This window comes from Shewanella sp. LC6 (genome assembly GCF_006385735.2).
GTDB lineage: Bacteria > Pseudomonadota > Gammaproteobacteria > Enterobacterales > Shewanellaceae > Shewanella > Shewanella xiamenensis.
Genome location: NZ_CP043902.1, coordinates 1,805,965 through 1,828,102, shown reverse-complemented (window position 1 = coordinate 1,828,102; position 22,138 = coordinate 1,805,965). Strand labels below are relative to the sequence as shown.

At 47.5% G+C, this 22,138-nt stretch carries 18 protein-coding genes; 6 read left to right on the top strand and 12 right to left on the bottom strand.

The window, feature by feature from the left end; translation table 11 throughout:
• The first annotated feature begins 3 nt into the window (after window positions 1-3).
• The 4 genes from fhuF to xthA all read left to right on the top strand — a co-directional run bounded on the left by fhuF (window position 4) and on the right by xthA (window position 2,843).
• Complete coding sequence (gene fhuF, locus FJD32_RS08300) at window positions 4-1,026, top strand: siderophore-iron reductase FhuF (protein WP_140907271.1); 1,023 nt, start codon at window positions 4-6, stop codon at window positions 1,024-1,026.
• 160 nt (window positions 1,027-1,186) lie between these two features.
• The gene (locus FJD32_RS08295; RefSeq protein ID WP_037420040.1) at window positions 1,187-1,732 is read left to right on the top strand and encodes a septation protein A; all 546 of its coding nucleotides are present in this window, start codon (window positions 1,187-1,189) and stop codon (window positions 1,730-1,732) included.
• On the top strand, window positions 1,732-2,031 hold the full coding sequence (locus FJD32_RS08290; RefSeq protein WP_140907270.1) for a YciI family protein: 300 nt from the start codon (window positions 1,732-1,734) through the stop codon (window positions 2,029-2,031). The genes FJD32_RS08295 and FJD32_RS08290 overlap by 1 nt, the downstream gene beginning before the upstream one ends.
• Window positions 2,031-2,843 carry an exodeoxyribonuclease III gene (gene xthA, locus FJD32_RS08285; protein ID WP_047538039.1) on the top strand — a complete coding sequence of 271 codons (813 nt, stop codon included), beginning with the start codon at window positions 2,031-2,033 and terminating at the stop codon, window positions 2,841-2,843. Before FJD32_RS08290 ends, xthA begins: the two co-directional genes overlap by 1 nt.
• A gap of 463 nt (window positions 2,844-3,306) precedes the next feature.
• Here the strand turns inward: xthA and FJD32_RS08280 are convergent, their stop codons facing one another.
• The 9 genes from FJD32_RS08280 to FJD32_RS08240 all read right to left on the bottom strand — a co-directional run bounded on the left by FJD32_RS08280 (window position 3,307) and on the right by FJD32_RS08240 (window position 15,067).
• Window positions 3,307-3,954, bottom strand: coding sequence for a hypothetical protein (locus tag FJD32_RS08280; protein WP_140907269.1), 648 nt, complete (start codon window positions 3,952-3,954; stop codon window positions 3,307-3,309).
• A 1,278-nt stretch (window positions 3,955-5,232) separates the two neighbouring features.
• Window positions 5,233-6,687 (bottom strand): methyl-accepting chemotaxis protein, encoded by a 1,455-nt coding sequence (locus tag FJD32_RS08275; protein WP_047539225.1) that lies wholly within the window; start codon window positions 6,685-6,687, stop codon window positions 5,233-5,235.
• A 113-nt stretch (window positions 6,688-6,800) separates the two neighbouring features.
• The gene (locus tag FJD32_RS08270; protein ID WP_140907268.1) at window positions 6,801-7,292 is read right to left on the bottom strand and encodes a DUF1097 domain-containing protein; all 492 of its coding nucleotides are present in this window, start codon (window positions 7,290-7,292) and stop codon (window positions 6,801-6,803) included.
• 368 nt (window positions 7,293-7,660) lie between these two features.
• Window positions 7,661-9,907: a molybdopterin cofactor-binding domain-containing protein gene (locus FJD32_RS08265; RefSeq protein WP_140907267.1), complete on the bottom strand. Its 2,247-nt coding sequence runs from the start codon at window positions 9,905-9,907 to the stop codon at window positions 7,661-7,663.
• A 1-nt stretch (window position 9,908) separates the two neighbouring features.
• Window positions 9,909-10,406: a (2Fe-2S)-binding protein gene (locus tag FJD32_RS08260; RefSeq protein WP_140907266.1), complete on the bottom strand. Its 498-nt coding sequence runs from the start codon at window positions 10,404-10,406 to the stop codon at window positions 9,909-9,911.
• A 3-nt stretch (window positions 10,407-10,409) separates the two neighbouring features.
• Window positions 10,410-11,132, bottom strand: a complete 723-nt coding sequence (locus tag FJD32_RS08255; RefSeq protein WP_140907265.1) for a nucleotidyltransferase family protein — start codon at window positions 11,130-11,132, stop codon at window positions 10,410-10,412.
• The gene (locus FJD32_RS08250) at window positions 11,132-12,145 is read right to left on the bottom strand and encodes an XdhC/CoxI family protein (protein ID WP_140907289.1); all 1,014 of its coding nucleotides are present in this window, start codon (window positions 12,143-12,145) and stop codon (window positions 11,132-11,134) included. The genes FJD32_RS08255 and FJD32_RS08250 overlap by 1 nt, the downstream gene beginning before the upstream one ends.
• 213 nt (window positions 12,146-12,358) lie before the next feature.
• The gene (locus tag FJD32_RS08245) at window positions 12,359-14,098 is read right to left on the bottom strand and encodes a methyl-accepting chemotaxis protein (protein ID WP_055648764.1); all 1,740 of its coding nucleotides are present in this window, start codon (window positions 14,096-14,098) and stop codon (window positions 12,359-12,361) included.
• Between the two features lie 324 nt (window positions 14,099-14,422).
• Window positions 14,423-15,067, bottom strand: coding sequence for an MBL fold metallo-hydrolase (locus FJD32_RS08240; protein ID WP_037420082.1), 645 nt, complete (start codon window positions 15,065-15,067; stop codon window positions 14,423-14,425).
• A gap of 179 nt (window positions 15,068-15,246) precedes the next feature.
• On the opposite strand from FJD32_RS08240, the gene FJD32_RS08235 reads away from it, so the two are divergent.
• Window positions 15,247-16,536 (top strand): alpha/beta fold hydrolase, encoded by a 1,290-nt coding sequence (locus tag FJD32_RS08235; protein WP_140907264.1) that lies wholly within the window; start codon window positions 15,247-15,249, stop codon window positions 16,534-16,536.
• 218 nt (window positions 16,537-16,754) lie between these two features.
• Here the strand turns inward: FJD32_RS08235 and FJD32_RS08230 are convergent, their stop codons facing one another.
• From FJD32_RS08230 to FJD32_RS08220, 3 genes are read right to left on the bottom strand one after another with little or no spacing between them, the layout of a single operon-like run.
• Window positions 16,755-17,138, bottom strand: a complete 384-nt coding sequence (locus FJD32_RS08230; RefSeq protein ID WP_140907263.1) for a cytochrome c3 family protein — start codon at window positions 17,136-17,138, stop codon at window positions 16,755-16,757.
• Window positions 17,139-17,179: 41 nt separating this feature from the next.
• Window positions 17,180-18,817, bottom strand: coding sequence for an aromatic amino acid ammonia-lyase (locus FJD32_RS08225; RefSeq protein ID WP_140907262.1), 1,638 nt, complete (start codon window positions 18,815-18,817; stop codon window positions 17,180-17,182).
• Between the two features lie 36 nt (window positions 18,818-18,853).
• Window positions 18,854-20,407: a flavocytochrome c gene (locus FJD32_RS08220; protein WP_140907261.1), complete on the bottom strand. Its 1,554-nt coding sequence runs from the start codon at window positions 20,405-20,407 to the stop codon at window positions 18,854-18,856.
• A gap of 165 nt (window positions 20,408-20,572) precedes the next feature.
• On the opposite strand from FJD32_RS08220, the gene FJD32_RS08215 reads away from it, so the two are divergent.
• Complete coding sequence (locus tag FJD32_RS08215; protein WP_140907260.1) at window positions 20,573-22,099, top strand: sigma-54 dependent transcriptional regulator; 1,527 nt, start codon at window positions 20,573-20,575, stop codon at window positions 22,097-22,099.
• Window positions 22,100-22,138: the final 39 nt, after the last annotated feature.

Here is a 22,138-nt window from a genome sequence, read left to right as displayed (position 1 = left end):
ATTATGGCGCGCCAAAGGGAAACGGTACCGACCTTAGTCAAGCTTTTCAGTGAGACTAAACCGATTAGTGCCAAGCACAGCCATAGCAAATGCTCGCAAAGTTTAAACACTGCATGCGGCGTGCAAACAACCGACTTAACAGCGCTAAGCCCTGCGGATTTAACTCGAGTAGCTCAGGAGTTTAATCAACGACTGGCGCTGCGCGCCCCTTTTTATGCTCAGCACTTTGTGGCAACCACCAAGCCCCAAGGACTCAGTTTTGATACTTGGAGTCAGCCAGCCGTTTATCAATCGCTATTACTGGATTTTGCCAAGGCCTATCCACCCTTGGGGAAAACCTCATCTTCCAGCCCGTCAGAAAATATTCCCGAGCAAATATTGCTCAGCCATAGCTGCAACTCCAAAGCCCTGCACTCGCTCTGGGGACAGTGGTATTTCGGTCTGTTAGTGCCACCCATGTTGGAATGGATTATTAACGCGCCGCACTCGCTCGCGAGCACCATTGAGCAGATTGAGCAAATTGATATAGCGCCTGAGCATTTTTATCTTCACCCCCACGATTCAGGCAGAGTCGCAGGTTTTGAGTTTCAATTAACACCCACTCCTAAGGTGAAAGCCGCCATAGTTAAAACCACGGTCTTAACGCCACCCCGCGAGCGACAACTTATTAAGTGGATTCAAAACCATCTAATCCCTAACGTTGAGCGATTAACCGGTCTAAGCCCAACACCCGCAAAGCTGTATTGGAGCCATTTAGGCTATCTTATTCACTGGTATTTAGGCGAAATGGCATTGCCAGAAATTGAGTTTGAACAGCTTAAGACGCAGCTGTTTAACACTAAATCCTTTAAAGATGGCGAGGTTAATCCACTCTATAACAGCATTAATCTGCTACCCGCCCCAGTTGCTGACGTGGGCAATATTCGCCGCGTGTGCTGCTTAAGGTATCAACTCACGAATAGTCATCGCTGCGGCGATTGCCCGTTAGCCACGCGCGCCCAAGCAAAATGTGCTGCTCACGCTTAGCCTTATCGGTCGCAGCTCGCAGACTTGATGGACTATATGGATTACAACAGCCGTTGCCGCCGCTTTCATGCAACAGTTAGCAATCGGTCACCTTTCACGGCTTTTTCCCTCTAGCCCCCCGTGCTACACTCAAGCCCACGTCTTCTTAACACGATTATTTATGAAACAACTGCTTGATTTTTTGCCACTCGTTATCTTTTTTGCCGTCTATAAATTTTTCGATATTTATATCGCCAGTGGCGCCTTAATCGCAGCCACCGCACTGCAATTAGTCGTGACCTATGCGCTGTATAAAAAATTGGAGAAGATGCACCTGATTACCTTCGCTATGGTGACAGTGTTTGGCACCCTCACTTTAGTGTTCCATGACGATGCCTTTATCAAGTGGAAAGTCACTATTATTTATGCGTTATTTGCCCTAGCCCTTGGCGTGAGCCAACTACTCGACAAGTCGATTTTAAAGTCCATGTTGGGTAAAGAGATGAAGGTGGCCGATAATATTTGGGCACATGTAACTTGGTACTGGGTAAGCTTTTTTGCCATCTGTGGCCTAGTCAATATCTATGTCGCCTTTAGTCTGCCATTAGAAACTTGGGTGAACTTTAAAGTGTTTGGCCTCACCGCCTTAACCCTGATTAATACCGTAATCACCGTCTTTTACCTTTATAAACATCTTCCCGAAGATCAACGCAAGGAACTCAAATAATGTGGTATATGATTTCAGCTCAAGATGTTGAGAACAGCTTAGAAAAACGTTTAGCGGCGCGCCCTGTGCATTTAGCACGCTTACAGGAACTGGCCGATGAAGGTCGTTTGCTGGTTGCGGGTCCACACCCCGCTATTGATAGCGAAAACCCTGGCGATGCGGGTTTTAGCGGCTCATTAGTGGTTGCGGATTTCGATTCGTTAGCCACAGCTCAAGCCTGGGCAGATGCCGATCCTTACTTCGCGGCGGGCGTATATCAAAGCGTTGTGGTAAAACCCTTCAAACGAGTTCTGCCTTAATGAAAATCGTTTCTTTCAATATCAATGGATTGCGTTCTCGCCTGCATCAATTGCAAGCGTTAATCGACAGCCATCAGCCCGATATTATCGGCCTGCAAGAAACCAAAGTGCACGATGAAGCCTTCCCGCTCGCCGAAGTTGAGGCCATGGGTTATCACGTGCATTACCACGGTGGCAAGGCACACTATGGCGTAGCTATGCTCTCCAAAGTTGCCCCGCTTAAGGTGCAAAAGGGTTTTGCAACCGATGAAGAAGATGCCCAGCGCCGCATGATTATCGGCACCTTTGCTCAGGCAAATGGCCGTCCGCTAACTGTGCTGAATGGTTATTTCCCTCAGGGCGAAAGCATTGACCATCCGACTAAGTACCCTGCTAAGCGTAAGTTTTATCAGGACTTAATGGCGCATTTGCACGCTAATCATAGCAACGATGAAGATATCGCCATTATTGGGGATATCAATATTTCGCCCATCGATTTGGATATCGGCATCGGTGAAGTCAACCGCAAGCGTTGGCTAAAAACCGGAAAATGCAGCTTCCAACCCGAAGAGCGTGAATGGCTCAAAACCCTGCAAGATTGGGGATTGGTGGATACCTTCCGTCAACTGCACCCCGACCGCTGCGAACGTTATTCATGGTTCGATTACCGCAGCAAAGGATTCGATGATAACCGCGGTCTTCGCATCGATGTGATCTTAGCCACGCCGTCACTGGCCGCACGTTTAATCGAATCCGACGTCGATTACGATCTGCGCGGCATCGATAAACCCTCAGATCACGCGCCAATTTGGAGCACCTTTAAAGAAGCCTAACTCGCTTGAGTGACTACTTTAATCGATATAAAAAACATCGGCCTAGGCCGATGTTTTTGTTTAAGAATGAGTACGTTAAGTGCAGGCTTCATAGGCGAGCCATGATATTCGTTCGACGACACGATGAATAGACACCTTGGGTTTCTAAGCTTATGAACGAGAGCCATGGTCGTTCTCATACGTCCCTGCATTGCACGACATTCAGGCGTCCTGCCTATCAGATGGCGAAATGGCCGTTAAACACGGATGTTGTTCAAGTCCATCCTTGGATGCAGGGCCGCCCCGTCTGATGTGAATGGATTCACGAATGCCTTGATGGCACTACAGTTCAAGACTTATCTGGGTTCTACGAGGGCCCGGCATACAAACCTCCTTGTTCAATGCTCAACCAAAGCATAGCCAGAGGCTAACTACCGCGTTACTAACGCTGAATGTCCATAATTTCTGTTAAAAAAAACTACTGTTAGTTTTCCATTTTTTTGTATGAACAAATTGGTCTTGTACTAACTAATTTATTCTCTCGAAAACCTCTTGGCTCGTAAATTTCTACAAGAGATTTACTTATCACAGCGCCGTAGACTCTGCCATCATAAAAAAACGGCTCACCAGATTGGTTAGCATAGGACTTATGAGTTGAAATAAAGCTCGAATCAATATTTAAATGCTTTTCATCATAAACATATGAAGAATAAGCTGCATAGTAACGTGGCGCTTGTAAGCATTCATCCGGATAATCTTCAACTAACACAGATTCTGTATTACCATCATTATTAAAATCTAAACGAGTTATTCGGTAGCGCTTTCCTTTTTCTAGCCTGATTGCTTCATCTAAATGCTTTTGATAACTATCACTCATAACCATTCTTGCTTGCACATTAATACGTAGACCTAGCCCCTCTGGTGCAGGCTGTAACTTAGGCAAGCGAAAGCCTTTAAATTGCTCATCTGCTACAAGACCACATTGCAATGGTTTATCCACATTACGCTCGAGATAAGCCTTAAAATCTTTACAAAGTTGCAAATTTGGATTCGAGTGGTCCTCATAGACTTCAGCCCAAGAAAATGATGAGCACATACTTGCTGCAATGGTGAGCAGAATAGATTTTTTCATCTATGACGATTCCTTTTGAGTTACAGTCGTAAAATAATTAATTTGTAAAAATGGGATTCCGGCCACACATTTTAAATCAACAACATAATGCACTTTCCGTTTACCTACAACTTGTAAAAGTTAATATTGCTTAAAAATAACCACCATAGTCGCAGGGACAGTATCTAAGGCAATAACTTGCGCTAATTCATTAAAAAAATGGGGATTTTAGACAAGTTATATCGTCCCATCGTGCTTGGGAGGCATTTGTATAGGACATCTTTCAGAGTAATGTAAGTCGTTGTCAGTTGATGTGAAAATGATGACAACTTGCCGCAAAGTGCCGTCGTCGCTTTTCGATATGTTCGCAATAATAGGTCAAATCTAGCACAGTGCTCGCTGGGTCATGAAGGCTTTATGCCCAAAGTTAATGGCTTCTGTTCTTATGTTCTGTCCATTAAAATTTGGGGAAATTACTGAAAATACAAAAGTAACAAAACCAATAGTGCTCCAATCACAACTGCGCTGCCCATAAAAATGTACTCCTTAATTTCAGCAATCAAAAAAGGATTACCTAGTTTAGACCAATTAGTTAGTAATTTGACTAATGAAACTGTCATTCCTCCTAACCCAAATGCAAACGAGCAGAAACCAAAACTAAAAATGTAAAGATAAAGATCGTCACATTTTCCAGTTATCGGGTTAGAATCAATAACAGTTAAGTATATAGGCCTGATAAATGACTTGGCTCCGATGATTGTCATCAAAATGATTAATAAAAAATACGAAAAATAGTTAATTCCCCTCCCTCTGATTAGAGATATAAATTTTTTCATATTATAGAAAAATCCTATTGAAAAATCCGGCCATCCATTTTAGCTCAACAACATAATCCACTTTCTGTTCTTCCACAACCTACACAGGCCGAAATAGCTTGGATAAGAGTCATCAAAAGTCGCAGGACTGCATCTGAGGAAAAATCGAGCTAATTCATTAGAAAAAAGTTGAGACTGACATAACTTCCAAGTCGCACTAGCGACTTTGGCTTTCTATCTCGACAACGTTACTCGCCCTATTACCTTTGAATAGCAAAACGACATGGGTATAAATTTTTGGCCAAATGTACAGTCAATTGACAGTTAAACTAAATCAACGATATTGCCTATTTTAAGAATATAAAAATGGCGGTTACATCAAATGTAACCGCCATTTTTTAGCTATTACGCTTCGCCAAAAGATAGAGCGTTAAGCTTCAAAACTAATGAGGATTCATAAACCTAATTCACATAAAGCAATCGCTTAGCTGGTTCGATACTGCTTTAAAATGCCTTCAAGCTGAACCGAAGCCTGCTGCAAATCATGCGCTAGGGTGACACTGCGCTGCGCCGTCTGTTTAATGGTATCGGATTGATGGCGGATCTCATTAAGCTGGCCAGCAATATCACGGGCGGCAACGCTTTGTTCTTCCGCCGATGCGGCAATTTGGCTACTCATATCAAAGACGGCATTTACCGATTGCGCCATCCCTTCAACATCGTTACCCACTTCAACAATGGCACTGCGGCCTTCATCGGCGCGGTCCACAATCTCAGTGGTGATATTGGAGAGCTGACGAGTGCCCGATTGCAATCCTTCGATCATCGCTTGGATCTCAACTGTCGCTTGTTGAGTACGTCCCGCTAAGGTACGCACTTCATCGGCAACCACCGCAAAACCGCGACCTTGCTCACCTGCGCGCGCCGCTTCAATGGCCGCATTCAGCGCCAGCAAGTTAGTCTGCCCAGAAATACTATTGATGGTTGTCACTACCGCATCAATAGCCGCCGCATCCTTAGATAATTGTTCTACCGATGAAAAGGCTGCACCAATTTTGGTTGAGAGCAAACCAATACTGTCCACCGTATGACTAATACGCCCTTGGCTGGCACTCATTTGGCTGGCGTTATCTTTAGTCTGTAGTGAAGTGTTACTGGCATTAACCGACACTTCTTCAATCGCCGAAGTCATTTGCGCCATGGCCACAGCCACTGAATCTAAAAATTGATGCTGGGCACCAATTAACTCACCGCTTATTTTTGCTTGCTGATTAAACTCATCAGCAGCGAGGGAAAGTGTTTGGGCATTATTGCGGATAGCGCTCACCATTTCGCTCATATTGTCGGCACAGCGGTCAATTTCGCGGGCGATTAAGCTGAAATCATCGGTACCGAAAAAGTTTAATCTGAAACTTAAGTCGCCATCGGCTAAGCGTTTGATGGCCATGTACATATCCCACAGACCACCGCCGAGGGAAGTTGAAATCCAATAGCTTAATTGGAATAAGGGCAATAAACCGATTAATGCAAGCCAAAACATCAAATTAGCATCGCTGCGGCCATCACTTTCCCATTCGGACACATTTTGCGACAGTGCGAGCGCGCTGCCAGATGCCACCGTGGCGCTGGCGGTGACATTATCCCTTTGGCGCTGCGCCTCAGTTTGGCGAGAGACAACACTCAGCCCATTGTCTCGGGCAAATTGTGATAATGCATCGCCCTGCAACTGTTGCGCATTTGCGACTTGGGCAAAGGCATCAACCGTCGCCTGAACTCGAGCCAAAGATGCTGCTTCTAAGTTACGGTGAGCATGTTGGTAATTGATAAGTGCGATGGTAGCCGTGATTAACGCCACCATAGAACAGACAATCCAAAATTTGCCGTTAAGACTGAACTTGATCAATATGGCATCAATGGTGCGAAACTGGATTTGTTTCATCTTGATATTTCCTAAGACCTAAAGCTATCGGGTACTAAATCAGCATTATAGCTCATCTATTCGATCACTCAGTTACCGCATGGCTATCATGCGAACACAAAAGTGATGGAAGATTAATCGGCACTGGCGATTTCAGAACCTGTTGATGCTGACCATTTTTGGCGAAGGCTGATTAACTGCGCCGTCAATAAGCTCATGCAAAAACCTAACAGGGCGCCTAACACTAAAGGCGGCACAATATTGGCCACATCCCCAGCCATAGCAAAGGTAATACAACAGCCGATAAAGGCACCGGGAATAAAACTGAGTTTTTGATAACTGGCCTGTAGGCACATTGCCGAGGTAGCGATACCTGTAAACAGATAACCCGCCACAGGCGATACGAAAAAACTGCTACCGCTGATAATGAGCCAAGCCCAAAACACACCGGAGAGATTGGTGCACCACGCCATCATCACGCCTTGAAAACCGGCCTTCGGCTGAGCAAAAAACGTGCTACAACCTAAAAAGCCAATCCAAGTAACAAGATGAAAAGTATCTGCGATACCACACCATATTGCGGCTAATAGCCCCGCAGAAATAGCGACCTGCCAACGATTTTCCATGATGACCCCTTTATTGTTTTCACGGAAGTTAATACTCAAATGCGCTCAAGGTGCGGCTGTATTATGGTGTTATAGCGCCCTTCACTTCCGTGTCGATCAATTTTTAGTAGGGATCTGCAATCGAAAACTGACTCACAGGCCGACTAGTAACCGATTCAAATGAATGTGTACGCGAGTCCGCATACCTTAAGTCACTTGAGTAAACATATTGGTTAAATTACCTCAAGTTCGGTAACAAAAACCTGATCTATTGCTAATTTTCGGCATTAATGCCCGTAAATTTGCTAACAAGCAATTTATTTGTGGTAAAAAAACGAAAAAAGCGCTTATTAGGCGCTTTTTTGCTCACTCAGGTGTCGTTTACAGCATCACACCTTTAACTGTTTATTAACCGGCAGGTCGCGGATCCTAAGGCCTGTTGCGGCAAATATCGCATTAGTCAGACTAGGCGCCACCGGCGGTACGCCGGGCTCACCCACACCCGCAGGCGGCGCATCCGAGTCGATAATGATGATCTCCATCTCTGGCACTTGGGGTAAACGTAGCAGGGGATAATCATGGAAGTTAGACTGCATCACCTTACCCTCTTGGTAACTGATCTCCCCCATAAGCGCCAAGCTTAAGCCAAATACTATCGCGCCTTCGGTCTGTGCTTTCACCCTATCGGGGTTAACCACAGTGCCAGCATCAATCGCGGCAATGGCATTCAGCACTTTAAGCTGCTTATCCTCACCGGCCTCAACTCGTATCGCCACCGCCACCACACTCACAAAACTGCGATGCACCGCAAAGCCCCAACCTTGATTCTTACCCGCTTTAGGTGCCTTGGCTTGGGCTTGTTCAACCGCCTCAATCACCTTGAGATAACGGCCGACATCAACGGGATGACGGTTTAAGTCTTCGCCATAGTTGCCATATTTAAAGCCTTGATTTTCAAAAGTCTCTCGCCTTGGTTGCCCCAGTAAGCTGCGCCACATATCGGGGCAAGATAACTTGGCTTTATGGGCCATTTCATCGACAAAACTGCCCACGCCAAACCCGTGTTGGATGTTACATACCGAGCGCATCCAACCGATACGGCTATGGGCGCTGGCCTTTACAGCCTCATAGCGTAAATTTGCGAGGGCAAAGGGCACATCAACAAAACCTAAGTCCAACTCTCCGCCGGATGGATACTCGACGCCCTCGGCAAAGGTGGAGCTTATCGACGGGAAGCCCGTACGCGCTAATAGCGCCGTCGGTTTGTTGTTGGCATCGAACAAGGCCTGATAACACTGGGTACTGATGGCATGGTAATAACCGTTTTGGATCTCATCCTCACGGCTCCAACTCACCTTAACTGGCCGTTTAAATTGCTTGGAGAGTAGCGCCGCCTCGACACTGAAATCTGGTTTGGACTTACGCCCAAAGCCGCCGCCCAGTAGCGTCACATTCACTTTCACCGCATCCTCGGCGATACCTAAGGCCGCGGCCACATTTTGCTGGGTACTCTGCGGTGTTTGTGTCGATGCCCAAATTTCACAGCCCTTCTCGGTCACATTGGCGGTGGCCACAGGCGGCTCGATGGAGGAATGGATAAGGTAAGGCACGGTATAAATCGCCTTAAGGGTATCGTCCTTCGGCCAGGCTTTGACCTCATCACCAACTTGACGTACCACCTTGCCAGGGGCTTGTACCTTGTCCACCAGCTCTTGCAGGTAGGTTTTAGAATCGTGGCTGCTGTTGGCAGACTCAGTCCAGCTCACTTGCAAGGCTTTACGCCCCTGCAACGCGCTCCAAGTATTTGTCGCCACCACAGCTACGCCGCCTAGGGCTTGAAAAGCGGGAGCGCCCTTGGACGTTGGCAAACGGTACACATCGACCACACCCGCTACCTTGCGCGCCGCACTATCGTCAAGACTAGCCACATCGCTCCCCAATACGGGTGGGCGCATAATGCTGGCATAAAGCATGTTATCCACTTGGATATCATAGCCATAGACAGCCTTACCCGTGAGCATGGCCTGCATATCGACTATCTGACGCGAAGCACCAATTTGCTTGAAATCCTTAACCGCCTTTAACCGCAGCGAATCGGCTGCGGGCAATGGTAATCCCGCCGCATCGAGGGCTAATTCACCAAAGCGCGCAGCACGGCCAGATTTGGCATGCAGCACTTGATGATCTTTAGCCTGCACTTCACTCACGGGGACTTTCCAGCGGGCTGCTGCGGCTTGTTCAAGCATGGTTCGAGCCATCGCGCCCATCTCACGCATGCGGTCATAGTTTTCGCGAATACTGCGGCTACCATCGGTATTTTGGCTGGCGTAGCGTTTATCGGCGAGCCCTTGAATAGGCACAATTTTATCCCAATCAGCCTCCAGTTCTTCGGCCAAGATTTGTAAAATCCCCGTGCGGATCCCCTGACCCATTTCGGAGCGGTGGCAGGTCAAATAGACCTTGTCGTCCTCACCGATGGCGATAAACAGATTGAGCCGCGCCTGTTGGTCCTGTGCCAATGCCATTGGACTCCAACTGAGGCCACTGGCACCAAGGGCGAGACCGCCCCCGACGGCGCCGAAGAGTTTTAACACATCGCGGCGACTGATATTTTCAACTGCGGTGAATGTACTCATCTTAGCCCTCCTGCTTGGCATAGCTTTGCAGCGCCGCTTTTATCCGAGGATAAGTACCACAGCGACACAAATTACCCGACATGGCAGCATCAATTTGTTCCGCCGATGGTTTTGGATGCTGAGTGACTAAAGCCGCTGCTGACATTAATTGCCCCGCCTGACAATAACCACACTGAGGTACATTGTGTTCGGCCCAAGCATTTTTAAGCTTTTGATTATTCAGCCCTTCAATCGTGGTCAGTTGCTTGCCTTGCGCCTGGGATACGCTGGTTAAACAGGCGCGCACAGGCTGACCATCTAAATGCACGGTACAAGCGCCGCAGAGCCCCGCGCCGCAGCCATATTTAGTGCCCGTTAAGCCTAAAATATCCCGTAACGCCCAGAGGATAGGCATATTCGGATCCGCATTTAAGGTAAAAGATCTGCCATTAATGGTCAGGTTTAGGGAAGGCATCGCAAGACTCTGGTCCTTTGCCGCCTCCGAGGATGGTATTGCCATAACTCACTCCTTAAGTGCCAACCACGACGCAAGATCGGCTTTAGTATCAATATCAATCGCGGCATGGGGTAAGGGAACTGCCACTAACTCACCCACATTTGCCAGTTGTTTTAAGATAGATTTGGCGCCGCGATCGCCAGTCAAATCCGTTAATAAATCGAGTATTGAGGCATTAAAAATAGCAGGGGCGCCTAATTCATCAAACGTTCCTTGTTCATCCAACGTCCCTTGTCCATTCAACATCTCAGCTTCGTTCGTATAAAAAGCGGCCACAGATTGTTGACTCGTCTGCCAAGTCTCAATCACCTGCCGATAGTCTTCAAATGTCAGCGCAACTTGATCCGCTAAGGTGAGTAACATGCCATCAAACTGCTGCGCTTTTGCAAAGTCCGCCGCAACTCGCAGCGACGACGCCAAACCTGTTTGCCAATTAGGATTATCAAGCAACGTCAGTTTTAGCGCTCCGAGAGCGTCAAGTTGCGGACGCAACAATGTTTGATGGGCACCAAGCACGACCAACAGGTCTGCGGTGACTTGATTAGATGCTCCCATTACTAATGGAGCCGAGGTGAAGCGAGCCAAACGGTCGATATGGCGTTGTAAGATGCTATGCCCTTGCCCCTCACTCGCCGCTGTTGATAAACGTTGTGCCAGCTTCGCCCCCTGAAATCGCCGGCTCTCACCTGCCGCGAGAACAGCAATGAGCAATCTTTGCCTGATGCGCATTAAGGCATCATTCCATCGAGCGAGGAAAATGCCGCGCCATGAAGCACCCCATGGCATTGGGCCAAAATACTCAAGGCAATGGCGCTCGGTAACTCACCACCGAGCGCAAGCCCCGCGGGTGCCGAGAAAAAGCCACTAAACGACTCCGTGTTGAGTTCAGCCATCGCCAACACTTTATTCCGCCGATGGGCAGGCCCCAAGAGCGCAACATATTTAAGATCAAAGGGTTGAATGGCTTTGAGCGCCGCCGCATCTAAGTTCAGGTTATGGTGCATGACCACGGCGCAATCTAATTGCGCGACAAGCGCTTCGGCATCATCAAGGCTTTGCTTGACGATATGGGCATGGGGAAAGTCGGCACTTCTCGCGTAGGCGGTGCGCGTATCAAACACGCTCACCTGCCAACCTAAACTGTGGGCAATCGCTGCCACGGGTTTAGCATCTATTCCTCCCCCAAAAATCCCTAAATGAAATCGCGGTCTGAGTGGGATGATAAGCGCCTCCCCTTCAGGCTGACTGAGTATGCCCGCCTTTGGAAAATCCGCCGTAGGAAAAGGGGCACTTTGCGCCGGATAAAACTGTGCAGCGTAACTGCGAGCATCGCTGCCAGCAGGCACTAAGGGCAATTGATAGTAGCCCGACAGCCCCTTGCGAAACGCTTGTACTATGTCCACTAGGCCAAGATCATGATTTTCTTTAAGCAGAGGTATCAACATGATATCGACTTTACCACCACAACCTAGGCGGTAGCTTGCATCGGATTCATCGGTCGCATCATAGGTGATACAAGTAATCTGTTGCGATTGCATGGCTTGCTGTGCATGACGGCGAAGATCGGCCTCTAAACAGCCACCACTTAATATCCCTGCGCCTTGGCCAAACTCGTGGAATAACATCATGGCGCCGGGTTTACGGTAGGACGAGCCTTGGATATGGGTAATCACCGCCAGCACCCATGAATCATCCGCGAGGGGCAACCAATGTTCTAATAAGTCTTCCATTTGGTGATCCATCGACATTGACTCCTCTCTATTTCGCTAACTTAGGGACACATTTAATGCATCCACGATTGAAATCAGCGTAACTGATTAAAAAATTATCTTTATGTAGAACAAGCTAACAAAGGAAAATTGAATTTAAAAGGGCAAAAGCGGGGAAGCACAAAATAGCTAAAGGATAAAGCTGACATCCCTGTCAACAAGTGTGAGATAGCCTTGAACTAAGGGTTAAAACTGATACTCTCCAGCCTTAGTTCGTAGTGCTTGGGATTGATTATCTAAGCTAATAGAGGTGAATTCGATTTGCTCAATAATTTGTGACACTTCGCGGGAATTATCGCGGATCACCATAAGACTGGTGGCAATATCCTTAGACACCAGAGATTGCTCTTCGGTTGATGCCGCTACTTGGGTATTAATCCCATGAATCGCCGCAGTGCTATGGCGAATATCATCAAAGACCGTCACGATACGTTGCAATTCACCTGAGGCTTTTTTCATTAAGTTAGCCGCTTGGGTGACTGAGCTGCCCACCTGATTGGTGCGATTTTGTAAACTGGCAACAATATCATCAATTTCCTTGGTAGAATCTTGAGTGCGCTGTGCGAGTGAACGCACTTCATCGGCTACCACCGCAAAACCACGCCCTTGCTCACCCGCCCTCGCCGCCTCAATGGCGGCATTGAGTGCCAATAAGTTAGTTTGCTCAGCAATCGCTTTAATCACACTTAATACATTACTGACTTGAGTGCTCTCATTCACCAAATGCTGCATCGAATCTTGGGTGGTCGTAAATTCACTTTCGAGCACCGCCATCGCATTCAATGCCTCTGAAACCGTATCCTGACCAACGCCCACATGGGTCTCATTTTCCGCTGCCCGAATTTCGGCGTTCGAGGTGCTCTCACTAACATGCACTAAGGTGGTCGTCATTTCTTCCATCGCGCTCGCACTGGCATCGAGCTCTTTGGCGACTCGGTTTGAGCTTTGACGGGAAACTTGAATCGAAGCTTTGGTTTGTTTAGCGAGATCTGCCACCTCCTTCGCAATACTGTCCGTCGTCGCTAATGAACTGGCTAGAGATGAAATGAATAAATTAATTTGGCTAACAATTTCCCCAATTTCACCCTGAGTCGAAACTGAGATCCTACGGGCAAGATTTTTAGACCTTTGAATATCAAGTAATTCGCGACAGGTTTGTACGAGTGGAGTCACAATCCTACTTTTAACAATAATAAAGCCGCCAACGGCAACTAAAATCACCAAAAAGAGTACAAACTGCGAACCATTGAGTGCCATATTTAAAGAATCCAATCGATTACTCACCTCACCCTCAGTGCGTTTATCCAAGGCGGTAAAAAACTGATCGATCGGCTGCATAATCTTGGCTTTTTCACTATGATATTGATCGCTATGTAGTAATTCCCTCGCCATCGCGAGATTCGGCTCACCTTTAATGCTGTAGGTTTGGGTATTTGGGTCGATAAAAATTCCTTTCACCGCGTTCATCGCCTTGACCTCAAGGGCGACTAAAGCATCAGAATTTTGCTGTGCCTGCTCGAGATAATGGAACTCCTCATCGGAAAACCCCAAAGCCTTCATTTGGCTTTTGATGGCCACTCTGGCGCCATCTGGCTTAGGTTTATCGCCATAACTGAGCACCAAATCCCAATAAATCTGGTGATATTTTTCCGGCCTAGGTTTTTCACCGTTACGAATGGCCAGAATATCCATATACATTTTTTCGTACTTTTCATCCCCAGTCACCGCATAGGTACGGGCGAGTCTGGTCAAATCATCAGAACTTTGCCGAAGTTCATCAGCAATTTGGTAGGATTGATAGCGAATATTCGCAGCATCATTAAAGAGTTCAATCTTAGATTTGACATTAAAACTCAGCACCGCCGTAATCACTGCACTAGCGACGATTGTGGAAAAAACAACACTCATCATCGTTTTTGTATTCATAGTTACCCCGATAGACACCTACAACGTTAGCTTTAAGTCTAGCCAGTAAAATGTAACTAAAAAGTAAAAAAAACAGAATTTTGATGAATAATACACAGAGTTACGAGCGATTCTCAGTTGCGTAAATAACCGATATTTGGTTTAGGTCAAAATATAATGCTTAAAAATAGATAGTTGCGGATAAATCTAACTAAAAAGACCCAAGATGTGTGTCAAGCAGAGATGAGGTTTGCAGGTTTAATCAGGCACAGTAAATATGAATTGTACCTGATTAAAACTCGCATTTTGGCTGATATTAAGTCAATCGACGCAGTGTTATGCAACTTAGAGCAGTAACTGATCAGCCACAAAGGGATTATGTTCACGCTCTTCGCCAAAGGTAGACATAGGTCCGTGGCCAGGAATAAATTCCACGTCAGCGCCTAAAGGCCAGAGTTTAGAGGTGATTGAATGGATCAAGCTTTGATGATTTGACTGAGGAAAATCAGTACGGCCAATCGAGCTTCTAAAGAGAATATCTCCGACCCATGCAAGCTTGGATGAGGCCGAATAAAACGCCACATGTCCTGGTGTATGGCCAGGGCAATGCAGCACAGTCAAACTTTGCTCGCCCACGGTGACGGTATCGCCATCACACAGGTATCGATCGGGTTCAAAGGCATCACAGTGGGGAAAACCAAAGTTTTGACTCTGTTTAGGCAGATTTTCAATCCAAAACTTATCCGCCTCATGTGGACCAACGATGGGTACATTCGTTTGTTGTGCTAATAACTTAGCACCGCCAACATGATCAATATGACCATGAGTGAGTAACACTTTTTCAAGGGTCAGCCCTAATTTAGTGACTTCACCTAAAATACGGTCAACGTTCCCTCCCGGATCGACAACCGCTGCATGCTTAGTTTTTTCACACCAGATCAAGCTGCAATTCTGCTGGAAAGGTGTCACAGGAATAATTTGGTACTTCATAGCTTCAATCTCGTGTTATCCATAGCCGATAGATTACGCTAAGAGGGTTATCATGGCTCAATTTTTTATAATAAAAATTGATCTCAACCAAAGGCTAATCAAATAATCCTAACTTGCGACAACAGGGCTTTTGTATACAATCTGCCATAAATAACAAGCCTAGCCCTTAAGGTCAATTGATGAAACCCGATATGATGCTCGCTGGTGTTTTCGCCAAGAAACACACATTTACTTTGCCACTCAACTACCAACAACCCATTGGTGAGCAGATTACTGTGTTTGCGAGAGAACTTTGCGCCATTGAAAATAAAGATAAAAAATTACCCTATATCGTCTTTTTCCAAGGAGGTCCTGGCTTTGCCGCTATGCGGCCCGCCAGCAATAGCGGCTGGATCCGTCGAGCACTCAAAGAGTTTAGAGTCTTATTGCTCGATCAACGGGGCACAGGCCTTTCTAGCCCCATCAATTATCAGAGCCTCAGTCACTTACCCCCTGAGCAACAGGCCGAATATTTAAGCCATTTTAGAGCCGACAATATCGTCCGTGACGCCGAATCCATTCGCACCCAGCTCTGCCCCGCCGACAAGTGGGCTATCCTCGGTCAAAGCTTTGGTGGTTTCTGCGTGCTGCACTACTTAAGTGCTGCGCCTCAGGGCGTAAGTGAAGCCTATATCACAGGTGGTATTCCCTCCTTAACGCGCAGCAGTGATGAGGTTTATCAAGCCACCTATCAGCGCGTACTCGCCAAGAATAAGGACTTCTTCCAGCGCTTCCACGATGCGCAGCATCTGGTGACTCGCCTCGCCAAACATTTACTCGAACATCCAGTGCAGTTAGCCACGGGTGAGCGCCTCACGGTTGAAATGCTGCAACTGCTTGGCATTAATTTAGGCATGGAGCAAGGCCCTGAGTCAGTCTACTATTTACTTGAACAGGCCCTAGTGCACTCGCCCCAAGGTGATTATGTCAACCCGCTGTTTTTAAATCATTTCTGCCAATTACTCGACTATAACACCAACCCAATTTTTGCCCTGTTACACGAGGCCATCTACTGCCAACACAGTGCGTCACAGTGGTCTGCCCATAGGGTACGGGAGCAGTATCCGGCCTTTAACTATCAAGTGGGTAAGCCTTTCCTGTTTACTGGCGAGATGATTTACCCTTGGATGTTTGAACAATTTAGCCATTTAGCGCCACTTAAAGCCGCAGCCAATATTCTTGCCCATAAAACGGACTGGCCAGCGCTTTACAATCTTGAGCAGCTCAGCCAAAACCGCGTCCCAGTTGCGGCCGCGATTTATAGCGAAGATATGTATGTCGAGATGGATTTCAGCCTAGAAACCGCCAAACAGGTAGCGCACCTAAAGTATTGGTTAACCTCAGAATATGAACACAATGGTATTCGAATGGATGGCGAGCGGATCTTAGATAAGCTCATCAGTCTCAACCGCGGTGAACTCTTAAGATAAATGTTAATTTTAAGGGTTAATTAAGTAAAAGCTGTCATTGTGTGCAGGCTCCTCATCCAAATGAGTGATTTTGGCTACAACGTTCAACGACCTATTTTCCGTGAGAGTAATCCGAGTTGGATTACTCTTTTTTTTGCTGAAAAAATGCACTCAACAAAGTTGAGTGCATGACAATAATCGTCAAAATACAGGGGAGCGGGTGTTTAACGAGGATGAAATTAACGTTTCATTTGAGGATAAGTAAACTCATGGCATTGATTGCAATAGACTTTACTTTCTTTGTGTTCCTGATGGCAGTAAGTACAAGGCAGATCAGTACCATAGTGCAGACTGTTATGGGGATTCGGCTCAACCGAATGACCCGCATCCGCAGGGCGCGCAGTCAACTTAGCCAGTTCCTCGGGTGATCCATGACAACGACTGCAAGTCGCAGCATCGGGAACGGTTTTGCGTTTTGCATCACCGTGGCATGCCGCACAATCGACTTTACCATCGGCTCCAGTCATTACCTCTTTATGGTAATCCTTGATATTCATTGCATTAGCAGCCATAGGTGCTGCCAGTATGGCACCGAGTAATAGAATAAATACGGGTTTTAACATCAGAGTCTTCCTAGGCGGGGCATGGTGCCCCGCGTCGCAGATTAATAGTGTGTAATAAAGTCAGTCGACGCTTGGATATCTGGCGTGAATGGGCGATCTTTCGCAACAAAAGGCACTTTCTCGCGGTAAGCCTTGTACATGGCTTGCGTCGCTTTACCAAGCTGCAGCTCAGGGTTCGCTTGTTTACGTAAATCAATCGCTTGAGTTGAATGTAGCAGCTCTAAACCATAGATCACTCGTGTGTTTTCGACGATTTGGATCAGGTTATCGGACGCTAACTTAAGGTTAGTGAAGGTATCTTCAATCCCGCCGGCGATAGAAATCCCATCGAAGGATACAGGCGTGGCTAACTGCTTGTTACGCACTTGCATATCCACAAAGGCTTTTTGAATCGCACCGAAGGCATGGCCTTGATTCTCCGGCGCACTTAGGAAGCGCGTCAGCTTAGTAAAGTGGTCATCGGACAGATGAATCGTACGCATCACACTGTTGTGGGACACATGGGTCAGGGCGACACTCAGGTTTTGCACCGCGAGCGCTACCGGCAGCGGCTCGAAGTTAGTGGTTGGGAACACACCGCCCTGCCCTTCAACCATATATTTAGCCACTTGCGGGAACTCGGCATACTGGTTCGACGCGCCCACAATCACTGCTGGGTTATCGTCCGAATGGTTGATTTGGATATTGATCACTTCATCCAATGAAGCTAGGGCCTGCTCGGCGCCAGCAAAGGTGTAAGCTGTGGTTCTAAAACTTAACGGATCCTGTAATGGACGCTCATCATTTAACTGCCATAAATAGCTGCCATCGAGCTGCTTGAGAATGTCACTGGTGGCCGATTTAATGTAAGGGAACGGGCGGATATCATTGGTTTGCGGCAAGAATGGCGCCACGTTACCGTTTAAGCCTTCCAAGCTTAAGCCAAAGACGGTGGGCGATACCGACAATAATTGCTTCGCCTCACGGTAACCTTGCATCGCATACGCCACAGCAAAGGCGTTGTTAGATAAAATCGACAATGCATCTTTACCCATTGGGACTAATGGCGTAATGCCCGCATCGGCCATCGCCTCTTTACTGCTCACACGCTGACCTTTGTAGAATACTTCCCATTCGCCAACCATGGCTAAACCAACATGGGATGACAGCAGAATATCCGCTTCACCGACTGTGCCCTTAGCAGGGATCACAGGGGTCAGTCCCTTGTTAAGATAGGCTTCATAAAGCTCGGCCACCACAGGTTGAACGCCAGTTTGTCCGGCTAGCATAGTATTTAACCGCACGGCTAATGCTAAGCGTGTTAAGCGGATGGGCGCAGCTTCACCCACACCCGCACTGTGAGCCCGAAAGGTACTAAAGTTAAAACTTCTGGAAGCATCGAGCACCGAATCACTCAGCTTGCCGTTAGCATCGAACAGCTTGTGGTCTTTGTTTAGCCCAACACCTACGGTTAAGCCATACACAGGTTTGCCCAGACGCGCTGCTTCCATCAATAGCGCGTGTGCTTTCACGAGTTGGGTCTTGGACTGCGGAGCAATCTTCACTTTTGCACCATCGGCAATTGCCCAGGCTTGGTCTTGAGTTAAATGTTTACCGTCGAGTACCACTTGCTCCATCGCGAGCGCGCTGCCAGAAAGTAAACTCAAGGTAAGTGAGGCCATCAACATGGATTTATTCATTATCATTCTCCAACATTTTGTTATTTTTAATAAAATCTAAACTTGCTTTAGCGTCACAGCACTCGCCGCAGCGCAGTTTCGACCAGCATTACGCCCAGTGACAACTCCTTCAGCCACGGCACAGGCCCCTAAACGGCTGGCACCATGGATACCGCCCGTGGCTTCGCCAGCGGCATATAATCCGGGAATGGCTTTATTACTGACCAAATGCAGCACTTCGGATTGAGTATTCACCTTCACGCCGCCCATGCAGTAATGCACCTTCGGCCACATGCGCACCGCATACCAAGGCCCTTTGTCGAGCACTATTGCCTCCTGCATGGGGCGGTCGAACTCTTTATCGATGCCTGTCTTCACCGCTTCGTTCCAACGCGCAACCTGCGCCTTTAATGCCTTGGCCGGCATGCCGTAAATAGCGGCCAGTTCGTCTAAGGTTTCGGCCTTGCTGATGACCTTGTATTTCAGGCCCCAATCTAAGGTCTGTGCCTTGCTGGCACCGGCAGCATTAGTAAAACCAATGGGATAGACAGGTTGCCCTTTTTCATCTCGTCTGGTCATAATGGCGTCGGCACGGGCTTTACGGTCGGCTAATTCATTGAAGAAACGCTCACCTGTGCGCACATCCACAACAATGCCGTGGGGATAAGTAGCGATAGTGTTGAACTGGGAAGCCGTGCCAAATCCCTTCTCGTCGGGGGATGCCCATGGGCCAAGCTGAATTTGGTCTAAATGAATGGGATTGGCCCCAATGAGCATCATCTGCTTGAGCGCCTCGGAGGTGGCACCTGCATGGTTGGTTGAATCTAAATCACTATTTAACTCAGGTAATTGCATCATGCGGTATTCAATATCGCGGCCAAAACCGCCAGTCGCCATAATCACGCCACGGCGCGCGCCGATTCGAGATATTTTACCCGTGCGGTCATTGGGAAAATAAAAACCTTCGCGAACTTCGACACCGATCACCCGTCCGGCCTCATCTTGTACAAAGCCTTCGAGCTTGGTCTGATTTTTCATGATGACGCCCTTGTCCCGGGCGGCTTTAATTAGGGGGCGAATAATGCCTGCGCCTGAACTTTCAACGGTTTGTAGCACTCGTTGTACCGAGTGGCCGCCAAAGTGCTGTACAAACGGTTTCCAGTTCACGCCGTAATCGATCAGCCACTGGCAGGATTCAGCTGTGCCGTTACATACCAGTTTGAGCATTTCCACATCGTTCATGCCGCGACCAGCCCGCAGCATGTCCGCCACCATTGCATCGACCGAATCTTCAATCCCTGCCTGCTTCTGTAGGGCTGACCCCGCGACCGCCATCGCGCCGCCGTTGATGGTCGAGTTGCCACCAAACACGGGCATCTTATCGATAACCATCACGCTCACGCTGGCTTCTCTGGCCTGCAACGCTGCTGACATGCCCGCAAAACCGCTGCCAACCACGAGCACATCTACGATTTCATCGAAATTAACAGGAGCCGAGTCACAGCTGGCAGAGGCAGGCAACGCGATACTCGCCCCCAGCCCTGCGGCCATGACCATGCCTCCCTTTAATAACTGGCGACGCCCCGCATTAATATCTTGGGTTTTACTCATGCTGATTTCCTTCAATAATCACTGGAACTTGTCAGCATGAAAGTGCAGGTGCTGTGCCAAGCACCTAAAAGGAAGTATTTAAGTGGTGAATTTTGATTGCAGGCACAAAATCACGAAATATAAAGATCTACAATCACGATACTTAGTGATCAACTTGAAATATCAATGGAAAAACACTTTTATTACGAATCAACCCTAAGGCTCTGTAGTAGTCTGCAACTGGAGAAATCCCTACAGAGCTACTTTGAGTTTATTCGGGATGAACTCCCCATTGATGGGCTATTTGTGAATATTTTTCGCAAACAATTTAATGATATACAGTTTATCGCCCATGTAGATAACACCCATTGCTGTACGCTCGATAAGCGCGTCCAAATTCCTGAGAAGATGGCGCAATACTTAGAAGATCCCGAGCGACCAAGGGTTAGAATTGTTAACGATATTGAGCATGATCCTGTTACTGCATTAGTCGCACCTCAAGTGATTAAAGATATTCGGTCACTGATTATCTTGCGAATGTCGATTGAAAACACCCATCTTGGGATAGTCGGTTTTTATGCCAAAACCACTGGAGTATTTAGACCACGCCATGCCGACTTAATCGCACCGCATATGCAAAACCTCGCGCTGATCACGGCGCTGAATTTAAGGGATCGCAACTTACTCAAAGAGAATGAAGCGCTCTCGAAGCAAAACGTGAGTCTACGCCGCACCTTAGATGTTCAAAATGGCGTGGTTGGCGCTAATTCTGGCCTGAAACAGGTAATGCAACAGGTGCAATCCATCGCCAAAATCAACACCACAGTGTTAATGCTTGGGGAAACGGGCTGTGGCAAGGAAGTCATCGCCAACGCCATTCACGAATTATCGGAACGCTCGGGTAAGCCTTTTATCAAGGTAAACTGTGGCGCCATTCCTGATACCTTGATTGACTCCGAGCTTTTTGGTTATGAAAAAGGCGCATTTACTGGCGCCGATTCACGCAAAATTGGCTACTTCGAGCAGGCCAACGGCGGCACGATTTTCTTAGATGAGATAGGGGAATTGCCGCTTTCGGCCCAAGTTAGGTTACTCAGGGTACTGCAAAATAGTTGTATCACCCGCGTTGGCGGCCACGATGCGGTGCAACTCGATATTCGTATAATCGCGGCGACCCACAGAAACCTTCAAGCCATGGTGCACAGAGAGGTGTTTCGTGAAGATCTCTGGTATCGACTGGCGATTTTCCCGATCGAAATCCCGTCATTAAGACAAAGACGCACGGACATTCCTCTATTGGTACAACATTTTATCGAGCAACTGAGTGCCAAGTTTAATTTGCCGCAGTTGCCAAGGATTGCACCAGACCAACTGAATATCCTCAATCAATATGGCTGGCCCGGGAATGTGCGAGAACTTATCAACGTACTTGAACGCGCCATGATCCAGCATCCTGCTGGGCCACTCGATTTTCGATTTCTGGCACCGCAACACTGTGAAGAAGTGAAAACCCCATCCAATCAGACCGTGATTATCGACCCAAGCCATGCCACCGATAAGTTGGTGCCGCTGGATGTGATGACCAAAAAATACATCAGCCATGCCTTAAGGATCACAGGGGGCAAACTGTATGGCCCAGGTGGTGCCGCTGAATTACTGGACATCAATGCCAATACATTACGCAGTAAAATGAAGAAGTTAGGGATTGTGTAACACTCAAAAATGGATCGTAAATAAAAAGGCCACAAAAAT